8 protein-coding genes are annotated in these 11,958 nt (G+C 73.2%); 7 read left to right on the top strand and 1 reads right to left on the bottom strand.

Features of this window, described 5'->3' with window-relative positions:
• Positions 1-326: 326 nt before the first annotated feature.
• Positions 327-6,278, bottom strand: a complete 5,952-nt coding sequence (locus KME80_RS49945) for an FtsK/SpoIIIE domain-containing protein (protein WP_246643770.1) — start codon at positions 6,276-6,278, stop codon at positions 327-329.
• A gap of 457 nt (positions 6,279-6,735) precedes the next feature.
• On the opposite strand from KME80_RS49945, the gene KME80_RS02650 reads away from it, so the two are divergent.
• The 7 genes from KME80_RS02650 to KME80_RS02620 all read left to right on the top strand — a co-directional run bounded on the left by KME80_RS02650 (position 6,736) and on the right by KME80_RS02620 (position 11,920).
• Positions 6,736-7,377, top strand: a complete 642-nt coding sequence (locus KME80_RS02650) for a hypothetical protein (RefSeq protein ID WP_219499832.1) — start codon at positions 6,736-6,738, stop codon at positions 7,375-7,377.
• Position 7,378: 1 nt separating this feature from the next.
• On the top strand, positions 7,379-8,092 hold the full coding sequence (locus tag KME80_RS02645; RefSeq protein WP_219499830.1) for a CpaE/TadZ family protein: 714 nt from the start codon (positions 7,379-7,381) through the stop codon (positions 8,090-8,092).
• Complete coding sequence (locus KME80_RS02640; protein ID WP_219499828.1) at positions 8,089-9,384, top strand: TadA family conjugal transfer-associated ATPase; 1,296 nt, start codon at positions 8,089-8,091, stop codon at positions 9,382-9,384. Before KME80_RS02645 ends, KME80_RS02640 begins: the two co-directional genes overlap by 4 nt.
• Positions 9,385-9,387: 3 nt before the next feature.
• Entirely contained in the window at positions 9,388-10,230 is an 843-nt protein-coding gene (locus KME80_RS02635) for a type II secretion system F family protein (protein ID WP_219499826.1), read from the top strand.
• Between the two features lie 62 nt (positions 10,231-10,292).
• Positions 10,293-11,213: a type II secretion system protein gene (locus tag KME80_RS02630; protein WP_219499824.1), complete on the top strand. Its 921-nt coding sequence runs from the start codon at positions 10,293-10,295 to the stop codon at positions 11,211-11,213.
• Positions 11,214-11,438 carry a hypothetical protein gene (locus KME80_RS02625; RefSeq protein ID WP_219499822.1) on the top strand — a complete coding sequence of 75 codons (225 nt, stop codon included), beginning with the start codon at positions 11,214-11,216 and terminating at the stop codon, positions 11,436-11,438.
• Positions 11,435-11,920 (top strand): TadE/TadG family type IV pilus assembly protein, encoded by a 486-nt coding sequence (locus KME80_RS02620; RefSeq protein WP_219499821.1) that lies wholly within the window; start codon positions 11,435-11,437, stop codon positions 11,918-11,920. The genes KME80_RS02625 and KME80_RS02620 overlap by 4 nt, the downstream gene beginning before the upstream one ends.
• Positions 11,921-11,958: the final 38 nt, after the last annotated feature.

Genomic DNA, 11,958 nt, shown 5'->3' with positions numbered 1-11,958 from the left:
GNCNANGGGGTGGGCCTCCACCACGCTGTCAACGGGGTGGGCCTCCACCACGCTGTCAACGGGGTGGGCCTCCACCACGCTGTCAACGGGGTGGGCCTCCACCACGCTGTCAACGGGGTGGGCCTCCACCACGCTGTCAACGGGGTGGGCCTCCACCACGCTGCCCACGGGTTGAGCCTCCACCACGCCGCCAACGGGGTGAGCCCCGACCGGGCGGCTGCCAACGTGGCGGCAACGGGCGTGCTGCCGCGGCTGGCCGGCAAGCGGCCTCAGCCCCAAGCTGACCGCACCGAAGCGGAGCCCTAACGGCAGGGACCCGCCGCAACCTACTCCCCGTCCGGGACCGCGGCCTGGATGGGGGTGATGGTGCCGGTTGTGACGAGAAGCCCGCGTCCCGGCGGGCCGCCCGATACGCCACGAGGCAGGCGGATCGTGAACAGGTCGCCGTCGGCCTGGCTCTGCACCGACAGAAGAAGACCGGTCCGCCCCTTGCGAGCTTCGGCGGCGAAACCGCGATAGGCCACGGTCAGGTCACTGGTGGTGCCCGCGATGAGGAGACCGTGGTCCCCGTCCCGGCCTGACCGGAGCTGGTCCTCCAAGGCAGTGCCCAGCGGGCTGTCCGGGTTGATCAGCTCGGCATCGTCGACCAGGAGAACATAGTGGCGCAGATCGGCGACCAGTTCCTGAAGGTCGGTGGCGTTGCCGTCCAGGATGGCCACGGCGGCGTCGAGGTCACGCAGAGGGCTGCGCCTCGGCGCGATGGCGATCACCGGCGTCTCCGCACGGATCAGCGACTGAGCCGCCGTCACCAGGACGGACGATCGCCCTGACCGCGCGGGTCCGGCGATCACCGCCGCCGGACCGTACGCCATCAGGTCGAGACCCAGGGGCGCGAGCGCGTCACCGCCCGCTCCCATCAGCGCCCAGAGCGGCGACGGCGGGCTGAACGCCGGATCCAGCGCCAACGCCTGGCCGGCGGTGATGCGCAACGGCAGGGCGTCCACTCGCAGCGGCGGCTCGCCTTCCCAATGCCACGCTCCCGGCCCCGCCGGCCCGCCGCGCTTGTGAGCCGGACTGGAACGCCGCGAACCGTCCGACCGCCTCGGCGAGGGCAGCCCGGATGAGGAAGTGCCCCCACGCGCCGACGCCCCGTCGTGCGCCGATGCGCCCCCACGCGCCGACGCCCCGTCGTGCGCGGGTGCGCCCCCGTGCACCGAAGCGCCGTCGTACGAAGCCGCGGGCTGGCCTGTGGGACGCGAAGCTTCGTCGGGGTCGTACTGGTCTGCGGAGTGCGTAGGTGCGGTGGCGTCGCTCTGAGCCGCAGGGTGCGGCGACGTGCCGAGGCCGGGGTCGGCTGAGGGGTGCGCTGGTGTGCCGAGACCGGGCTGGAGGGTGGCGTCCGTGGTCGCGTACCGATCGGGCGGCGGCGAGGTGCTGAAAGGGGAGCCCATGACCGAATCGGCGGTCGGGATGGGGGTGGAGCGGGCGAGGGACTGGAGGGTGGCCACCTGGGCGGGGCCCGCGGGGTCGGGGGTGAGGAGGGCGATCTGGTGCTCGACGATGCCGTGTTCGCCCATGGACAGGGCTCGGCCGGGAGGCATGGAGGAGGGCAGGCCCTTCAGGGGGAAACCCGCCAGGCCGTAGTCGGAGGGGTCGGAGAGGCGCAGGAGAAGACGGTCGTCGAAGACCGTCGACACCTGGCCGAGCAGGGACGAGCGGTCACCGGTGACCACGCCGCGCAGGCCCACCGCCGGGCCCTCGCGGAGAAGCTGGAGGAGGGATTCGAGGAGGCGGCCGTAGTCGTAGTTCTCGAACGCCGCGACGTAGCCCTCCCAACGGTCCAGCATGAGCACCAGCCATGGCAGCCGATGTCCGGCTTGCCGGTATTCGGCCAGCGAGGCGTGGCCCGCCTCGGCGAGGAGCTGCTGGCGACGGCCGACCTCCGTACGCAGGCGCGTGAGCAGGCGCTCGACCCGGTCCAGTTGGTCACGGGTGACGACGGCGCCGCAGTGTGGCATCGCGACCAGGGGGAGCAGGGCGCCGGAGCCGCAGTCGACGGCGTGGACGTGGACGTCCGACGGGAGGGTGTAGGCGGCGATGGCGCCCGCGATGGTGCGCAGGGCCGTTGATCTGCCGCTGCGCGGTGCGCCCGCGATGAGGAGGTGGCCGCCGTGCGCCAGGTCGAGCGTGAGCGGGCATCGGTCCTGTGCCCAGGGGCGGTCCGTCATGCCGAAGGGCAGCGGCTCCACCTCACCGGCCGGCAGGCTGCCCGGCGAGCGGGACCCGTACGGCTCCACGAAGGTGACCGGGGGAGCGTCGGGTGACCCGTTCGACGGGGTCCCGCCGGGCGCTCCCACAGGTGTGGCCGCGCTGGACGAGGTGCCGCCGGCCGGGCCGGCAACTGGGTACGCCGTGGCCGGGTCGTCGTTCGGGGTCCCGTTCGGCGGGGTGGCGGTGCCGTACGGCATTCCGCGTGCAGGAACGTTGCCCGGTGGACGCACGTTCGGGGACGGGGCAGGGAGGGCGGCTTCGGCACCGGGCACGGCGGCCTGGCCGTCGAGCGCGGCGGCGGGAGACTCGCCCGGCCCATGGGGGGAGTCGGGCTGCGCGGACGGGAGGTCGGGGACCGGGGTCAGGTGGGGGCCGCCGGTCGGCAGGGTGAGGACGATCTGGGCGGGGAGGGGCTCCAGCCAGGGGCGGGGCTGCTCCGGCACGCCTGCCAGGCGGGCGGCCTCGATCATGGCGTCGGCCAGGATCGACAGGTCCGTGACCGCCGATTCCTCCGTCGGCTGCGGAGGCGCGGGCAGGGCGCGGCCCAGGGAGCGCCAGTCGATGTCCACGACCCTGACGCGGGCCGGGGTGCGCTGCGGCGCCCAGGTGGGGCCGGTGAGGCCGGGATGCACGGGAGGGCCCGGCACGCCGGTGTGCGGGCCGGGTGAGGGGGCGGGGAGAGGCTCGGGGGCGCGGCCGCCTACGCGGGCCGTCTGGACGGCCGTGGCGGGGCCCGCGCCGGACTTCACGTAGCAGCGACCGGGGGTGGACTTGGAGATGTGGGCCGCGTCCGGCAGGTCGATCACGTCGGACGACTCCGCGGGCTCCGTGACGCGCAGGGCGATGCGGAGAGAGGTGTTGGCCTGGATGTCGGCCGTGACCACACCGGCCGGGCGCTGCGTGGCCAGGATCAGGTGGATGCCCAGCGAACGCCCTCTGCGCGCGATGTCAACCAATCCCGTGACGAAGTCGGGCAACTCCGACACCAGGGCCGCGAACTCGTCGATGATGAGCACCAGCCGGGGCAGCGGATGGCCGGTGTAGTCCTCGATGTCCTTGGCCCCGGCGGCGAGGAGCAGGCGCTCGCGGCGGCGGATCTCGGCGCCGAGCGACTCCAGTGCCCGCTGGGTGAGGTGGCCGTCGAGGTCGCTGACCATGCCGACCGTGTGGGGCAGCCGGGTGCACTCCTTGAACGCGGCGCCGCCCTTGTAGTCGATGAGCACGAACGTCAGCTGGTCGGGGCGGTTGGAGACGGCCAGCGAGCAGATGAGGGACTGCAGGAGCTCCGACTTGCCCGCGCCGGTGGTGCCCGCGACGAGGCCGTGCGGGCCGTCGAGGCTGAGGTCGATCGCGAACGGGCCGTCGGGGCCGGTGCCGATCAGCGCGCGGGTGGTGCCCTGGTCGAGCCAGCGGCTGCTCACCTCGCGGCCGGTGGGGGCGCGCAGGCCGAGCAGGTCGAGCAGGCGTACGGACTGCGGGAGCTGGGCGGCGCCGTCTTCCCTGCTCACGTCGCGGATCGGCGCCAGCGCCCTGGCCAGGCGGTCGCACCAGGAGGGTGAGACCCGGTCGGCCAGGACGGGGCCGATCACGTCGAGGCCGCCGCCGCGCAGGTGCACGCGGCCGTCCGGAGCGCACGCGGCGACCGTGGCGCACTCCTCCGGCAGCAGCCGCTCGTCGTCGTCGAGGGCCAGCGTGTAGACGCCCGCCCGGGGGCCCTGGCGCAGGACCTGCGGCATGCTGGGCAGGCCGCGCAGGGCCTGCGCGCCGTCGAGGACGACCAGCACGTCGTACGGGCGCACGTCGTAGGTGGAGAAGGCCGGGGGCTCCGGGCCGCCCAGGTCGTCCCAGCCGGTGGGGATCTTGCCGAGCTCCGGGATGGCGGTGTTCTGGCGTTCGTCGATGAGCGCGGCCAGCTCGCTGACGCGGTGGGCGGCGGACTCGGGGTCGGCGCCGATCAGCGCCACGCAGTCCTCGCCGCCGCGCGGCGCGCAGTGGGGCAGCCAGCGCGCCCAGCCCCAGCGGCGCTCGCCGTCGGCATGCGCGGAGATGATCACGATGGCCAGGTCGCGCGGGCTGTGCAGGGTGGCGGCCTGGCCGATGAGCCATCCGGCCAGGCCGATGGCTGTGTCGCGGGGGCCGGTGACCCCGGCGACGCCGAGCCGCCGCATGGCCAGCGCCACCGGCACCGCGCGGCAGATCGGCGGCTCGATCGGGCCGCCCTGCTCCTCGGCGAGGTCGAGGTTGGCCGGGAGGTCGGCGAGGCCGACCCTGAGCCGGAGCGCGTCGTCGTCGTGGACGCGGCGCTCCCACAGCCGCCGCCGGGGGCCGATGGCGGTGAGCAGCACCTGAGCCGGATCGGGGGCGTCGGACCTGCGCAGCAGCTCGTCCTCGGCTCTGGCCCGCTCGACGGCCTCGTCGTAGGCGTCCAGGCGCTCCTTGTACTCCTTGATCGCCTGGCGGTGCTGCTTCTTGCCGTGGCGGCGGTCGCTCCACCACTGGCCGACCATGATGACCGGGGTCATCAGGGCGAACAGCAGGAAATACCACTGCTTGAGCACGTAGGCCAGCGTCAGGCCGATGACCATCGGGAGGAACGCGGCCAGCAACTGCAGGCGCATGCCCTCGGTGCGCGACGGCTCCTTCGGGCGCTTGAACGTACGGCGGAGCTCGGGACGGGTCAGGCGGGGCGGCCGGTTGTAGGCCACGCCGCCTTCGAGCCGGGGGGTGAGATGGGCGTCGCGGGGCTCGATGGCGGTCAGCGTGAACAGCGACGAGCCGCACGACAGCAGCGCGTCCTCCGGCCACTCGACGGCGTCGGTGAGCGGACGGGAGGCCAGCTCGGGGGAGTCGTCGAACGATTCGGCGGCGAGCTCGGCCGCCTCGCGTTCGGCGACCCGGGCGGTGAGCTCGGCGACCTCGTCGGCCCAGCGGCCCTTGAGCTTGAGGCGCGGCGCCTGGCCGGGAGTGGCGCGGGGCGCGCGCTCCGCGGTGATGGCGTCGGGGGTGACGCGGATCGTCACCGACTCGGGGGCCAGCGCCGGGTCGGCCACCGTGATCGCGCACATGGGATCGGAGCCGATGACGTGGACGCCGAGTCCCAGGCGGTGCACCGCGCCGGCGGCCGGGCCGCCCACCACGCGCACCTCCGCCACGCCACCCGGCTCCTCGACGATCGTGGCGCGGGCGAGGAGGGGGTCGAGGGTGACCTTGTCGCCGTCGTGCAGCACCGCCTTGGCGGGGGCGCGCGGGTCGAGCGGGCGGCCGTTGCGCCACAGGGTGAGGGCCTGGCCATGCGGACGGTCGTTCCAGCTCCGGGCGGCGCCGTGGACGCTGGGGGGCGGGGAGGCGCGGACGTCCCAGGTGACGCCGTCCTCGGGGTGGGGCGTGCCGGGGGCCGGGGAGCCGTGGCGGCCCCGCCCGGGGCCTCCGGCGGGACGCTCGCGGTCTGGTGACGCCCAGTCGTCGCCCTGGCCGGTGAGCCCCTGAGCGTCGCCGTGATCGTCCGAAGCGGCCCACCGCCCCTGACCGATGCCGCCGCCGGAGTCGGACGGCCGCCACCCGGAGCCGCCGCCGGAGCCGGATGGCCGCCACCCGGACCCGCCGCGACCCGAGCGACGCCCCGCAGGCCCGTCGCCGGGCGCTAGGGGAGCGCCGAACGGCGGGCCACCCGAAGAGGACGGCCCGGGCCCGGAGGGACGGTGGCGGCCCTCGGACCCGTTGCCCGGGGCGGACCCGTCGCCGAAGGGCGGACCGGCGGGCCCGTCGAGGCCGGGCGGTCCTGGGTCCGGAGGACGGCGGCGTTGGGAGGGCACGCGGGCGACGGGGCTGGGAGGCCCGGCCGATGACATGCCGTAGGGAGCCCGGGCACGGGGCAGCCGGACCACCTGGGCGAGCGGCTGGTGATCGGCGAGCGCCTCGCTCACTCCGGCCACGGTGGTGTCGTCGTCGCCGTCGATCACGACGTCACGGTCGCCCTGCTCGCCGAGCACGGTGAGCATGATCCGCATGGTTGCCGTCTCCTCGGTCGGACCTCGGCGCCAACGTAGCGCCCGCAGCGAGGCTAGGCCCGCAGGTTGACGGCAATGGCATGGAACGCGGTTCTGTGGAAAACCCCGAAGGGACGCACGGAACCTGTGGATGACCAGGGAAAACACCTGCGCGGCGGCCGGCGGAGAAAGATGCCCGAATATGCGCGGAAGATCCCGACCGAATCACCCCCGACATGCCCAACCATTAGGGGATAAATCCCAAAAATCATGTGAATAATGTGCCGCATGTTACTCAGGTGACTCTTATCCATAAAAAGCAGCCACCGTCAACTCGCTAGAAACAATAAGCATCGATTACCCGGAGTTGACACAACGCCCCCTGCGAATCAAGCATGGTTCCTCGCATTCCACCCACGCCCTTGACCAAGGGCTGCACATAATGGCGTGAATTCCCTCAAATCATCATGGGAGCCGCATGAGGACCAGTGAAAAACCCGCCGTCAACGCGGCCGGGTTGTCGGGCCCGGCCTCGCGCAAGCTTCCGGTGCCTCCTCGCGAGCGCAAGCCCGCGCTGGCGGCTCTCGCCCTGCTCCTCATCCTGGGCGGAGCGCTCGCCACGACGCTGCTCGTGCTGCGCAGCGGCGACCGGGTGTCGGCGATCAGGGTCGTGCAACAGATAGGCGCCGGCCAGCGGTTCACCCCGCAGGCCCTTGAGGAGGTCCAGATCGCCGACACCGGCATCGCGTACGTGAGCTGGTCGCAACGGCAGAAGGTGCTCGAGTCCTTCGCGGCCGTCACGATCCTGCCCGGCACGCTGCTGACCAGCGACATGGGCATGGAGGCCAGCGACGAGCTCGGCCCCGGCAAGGCCCTGGTCGGCCTGGCGCTCAAGCCCGGTCAGATGCCGCAGGGCCTGGAGAAGGGCGACCGGGTCCAGGTCGTCCACGTGCCGGGCGACGAGGGCGAGGCCCGGGTCCTGGCACAGAACGCGCTGGTCCAGAACGTGGGCGAGAAGGGCGGCGTCACGGTGATCGTCGAGACCGGGGTCTCGCCGGCGGTCCTCCAGTACGCCTCCACCGGCCAGATCGCGGTCGCCGAGTTGCCGGGGGCACGCTGACGTGGCGCTGATCGTGCTGGCCGCCGACAAGGGCGCGCCGGGGGTGACCACCGCGGCCACGGCCCTGGCCGCGGTGTGGCCCCGTCCCGTGCTGCTCGCCGAGTGCGACCCGGCCGGCGGTGACCTGGCCTATCGGCTGCCCGCCGCCGACGGGGGCGTGCTCAACCCGGGCCGCGGCCTGCTCACGCTGGGCGCGACGGCCCGGCGCGGCCTGGAGCCCGCGCAGATCCACGCCCACACGCAGAAGATCATCGGAGGGCTCGACGTGCTGGTCGGCATCACCCACGGCGAGCAGGCCGCCGGTCTCACCTGGCTGTGGGGACCGCTGGGCCGGACACTGGCCGCGATCCCCAACGCCGACGTGATCGCCGACTGCGGCCGGCTGGGCGCGCACCCGCAGCTCGGCGACCTGCTGGCGGAGGCCGACCAGGTCGTGCTGCTCACCAGAGCCACCCTCGACCACGTCGCCCACCTGCGCGAACGCCTGTCGATCAGCAAGGCGCACGGCGTCGTGGTGATCGCCGACCCGCGCAGCTACCGTTCCTCCATCGACGACGTACGCCGGATCGTGGGCCCGTACGTCGGCTTCGTCCACGGCCTGGCGTACGACCCGAAGGGCGCCGAGCTGCTGCGCGGCCAGTGGGGCGGCAGGCTCGACCGCTCGCTGCTCGTCCGCACGGCCCGCGACCTCGCCGGACGGCTGGTGAGCCGATGATCGACCACGCCCTCGTCAAGAGGTTCCGCCAGGAGGTCGGCGACCGGCTCGCCCACCAGCGCAGGCTCGACCAGGCCAACGGCCTGCCGGCGATGACCGGCGAGGACGAGCGCCAGTTCGCCAGGGCGCTGATCTCGCAGGTGCTGGAGGAGCACGCGCGCAGCGAGATCGGCCTCGGCCGCACCCCGCCCACGGTCGAGGAGGAGGAGGGCCTGGCGGCCGGAATCCACGCCGCGCTGTTCGGCGTGGGCCGCCTGCAGCCGCTGCTCGACGACCCCGAGGTCGAGAACATCGACATCAACGGCTGCGACAAGGTCTTCGTCGGTTATGCCGACGGCCAGGAGATCGCGCACGAGCCGGTGGCCGAGTCGGACGAGGAGCTGATCGAGCTCATCCAGATCCTGGCCGCCTATTCGGGCCTGTCGAGCCGCCCGTTCGACACCGCCAACCCGCAGCTCGACCTGCGCCTGCCCGACGGGTCCCGGTTGAGCGCGGTGATGGACGTGACGGTACGGCCGGCGGTGTCGATCCGCCGTGCGCGTTTGGGCAAAGTCTTTCTTTCGGATTTGGTCGGAAATAACACCATAAGCCCAGAAGTAGGCCGTTTTCTGACTGCGGCGGTGCGTGCCCGTAAGAACATCATGATCGCCGGTTCGACCAATGCCGGAAAGACGACGCTCCTGCGCGCCCTCGCCAACGAGATCCCGCCCGCCGAACGCCTCGTCACCGTCGAACGCGCCCTGGAGCTCGGCCTCGACCAGTTCCCCGACCTCCATCCGAACGTCGTCGCCTGCGAGCAGCGCCTGCCCAACTCCGAGGGCCAGGGCGAGATCAGCATGGCCGAGCTCGTCCGCCGCTCCCTCCGCATGAACCCCAGCCGCGTCATCGTCGGCGAGGTCCTCGGCGACGAGATCGTCACCATGCTCAACGCCATGACGCAGGGCAACGACGGCTCCCTGTCGACCATCCACGCCAACTCCAGCATGGAGGTCTTCAACCGCATCGCCACCTACGCGCTCCAGGCCGGCGAACGGCTGCCCATCGACGCCACCCACATGCTCATCGCGGGCGCCATCGACTTCGTCGTCTTCATCGAGAAGCGCAACGACTACCACCGCGGCGGCAGCCTGCGCCGCTACGTCTCCAGCATCCGCGAGGTCAACGGCTGCGACGGACGCGTACTGTCCAGCGAGATCTTCGTGCCCGGCCCGGACGGGGCGGCCGTCCCGCACGCCCCCGTCTCGTGCCTGGAGGAGCTCGCCGCCCACGGCTACCAACCGGGAGGCTGGTGACGCGTGCTCACCTTCGACCCGCTCGCCCTCCTGTCCGGCGCGCTCGCCGGCGGCGGCCTGTTCCTGCTGTTCCTCTCCCTGTACGGGATGCGGCCCAGGCCCTCGCAGCCCAGGCGCCGCCTGATCCAGGTGCTGACCACCCGCGCGGCCGTCGCCGCCATCGCCGCGGCGCTGGTCATGGTGGTCACCGGCTGGGTGGTCGTCGCGGTCGGCGCGGTGCTGCTGGTGTTCGCCTGGCGCGGGCTGTCCGGCGGCGCGGCCGAGGAGCGGGCCGCCATGCGCCGCCTGGAGGGCCTGGCCGCCTGGACCGAGTCGCTGCGCGACACCATCGCCGGCGCGGCGGGCCTGGAGCAGGCCATCCCCTCGTCCATCAGGGCCGCCGCCCCGACGCTCCGCCCCCACCTGCGCGCGCTGGTCGACCGCCTGCACACCCGGATGGCGCTGCCCGAGGCGCTCGGCCTGTTCGCCGACGAGCTCGACGACCCGTCGGCCGACCTCGTGGTCGCGGCCCTCATCCTCAACTCCCGGCTGCGCGGCCCCGGCCTGCGCGACGTGCTCGGCGCGCTCGCCGTCTCCGCCCGCGAGGAGCTCGACATGCGCCGCCGCGTCGAGGCCGAACGCCGCGCCACCCGCCGCAGCGTCCAGATCGTGGTGATCACCGCGCTCGTCTTCGCGGGCCTGCTGGTGGTCTTCAACCCGTCGTACGTGGGCGAGTACGACAGCTACCTGGGCCAGGCGGTGCTCGTCGTCGTCGCCGGGCTGTTCGGCGCCGGGTTCGCCTGGATGCGGCGGCTGGCCAGGTTCGACAAGCCGACGCGGCTGCTCATGGGAGGCGACCATGCCTGAGGCGCTGCCGATCCAAGTCATGGCTGAGGTCCTGCCGGCCCAAGGCGTGGCTGGGGGCGGTCATGGTTGAGACCGTGCTGGCCGGGGGTGTCGCGGGGCTGGGCCTGTTCGTGCTGCTGAGGGCGCTGTTCCCGGCCCGGCCCGGGCTGGTGGCGCGGCTGCTGGCGCTCGACGCCGTCCGCGAGGACGCCGAATCGCCGCGCATCCAGCTCGTGCTGCCCGACGAGGAGGTCAGCGCCTTCCGCCGGGGGCTCGGCGTCCGGCTCGCCCGCCTCTACGGGGCGCGCGGCTGGGAGGTCCGCTCGATCAGGGCCGACCTGGCGCTGGTCGGGCGCTCGTTCGAAGGCTTCCTGGCGACCAAGGCGCTGCTGGCGGTCAGCGGGCTGCTGGCGTTCCCGGTGCTGTTCGGCTGGCTGGTGCTGATGGGCTGGGGCGCCTCGCCGGCGATCCCGTTCTGGGTGGCGCTGATCGCGGCCGTGGTCTTCTTCTTCCTACCCGACCTGCAGATCCGGCGGGACGCCGCGGCCCGGCGGCGCGACTTCCGGCACGTCGTCGGCGCGTTCCTGGACCTGGTATCGATGAACCTGGCCGGCGGCCGGGGCGTCCCCGAGGCGCTCATGATGGCCGTATCGGTCAGCGGCGAGCAGCCCAACTGGGCGATCGGCCGCATCCGCGACGCGCTGAGCGGCGCCAGGATCGTCGGCATCACCCCGTGGCAGGCGCTCGGCCAGCTCGGCGAAGAGATCAACATCGACGAGCTGCGCGACCTGTCGGCGGCCCTCGGACTGGTGGCCGACGACGGGGCCAAGGTGCGCGCCTCCCTGACGGCCCGCGCCGCCACCCTGCGCCGCCGCGAGCTCGCGGAGATCGAAGGGCGGGCGGGGGAGCGCTCGCAGTCGATGCTCGTCGCCCAGCTCCTGCTCTGCGCGGGGTTCGTGATCTTTCTCAGTTTTCCGGCCGCTATGAAGATGTTGGGGTCCTGAATGAAGAATCATCCGTGGATCGTCTATCTGGTGGCGCTCCTCAGCGTGCGGATCCACCGGGCGCGCACCGCCCCCAGTCGTGGCGCCTCCGCCGTCGAGTGGGTCATCATCACCGCGATCATCGCCGGGGTCGCCCTCGGCCTGGCGACTCTGATCAGGCAACTGGTCGAGAGCAAGCAGAGCGAGATCCAGGGCTCCTTCGGCGGCGGCGAAGGAGACACATGACCGGCCCGCCCGCCCCCGGACGCCGGCCCGCCCCGCCCTCCAGGTGGCGGCGGCGCGTGGCGTCCGGTGGGCGGGAGCGGGGGGCTTCGGTGGTGGAGCTGGCGCTGCTGATGCCGGTGGTGCTCGCCGTCGTGCTGCTCATCGTGCAGGTCGCGCTCTGGTTTCACGGGCGGCAGGTGGCGGAGGCGGCGGCCAGGGAGGGGGCCCGCGTGGCCCGTTCCGCGCCCGCCGACTCCGGCGGGTGGGAGGCCGAGGCGCAGGCGAAGGCTCGCGAGGTGGTGGCGGCGATCGGGCCGCGGCTGCTGAGCGGCGCGCAGGCGACCACGGCCGAACGGCAGCCGGACGAGCGCCACGTGACCGTGACCGGCAGTGCCGTCCAGGTCATCCCGCTGCTGCCGGAGCTGGCGTTCACGATCACCGCCACGTCGGGCGGTCCGATCGAGTGCTTCCGTCCCGACGACGGCGGAGATGACTGCGGTTGACCCTCTCCCGACGGACGGAAGCGGGCTCCCGTGGGCCG

This window comes from Nonomuraea ceibae (assembly GCF_019396325.1).
Lineage (GTDB): Bacteria > Actinomycetota > Actinomycetes > Streptosporangiales > Streptosporangiaceae > Nonomuraea > Nonomuraea ceibae.
The sequence above is the reverse complement of the archived record's forward strand: the minus strand, read 5'-3'. Positions and strand labels throughout refer to the sequence as shown.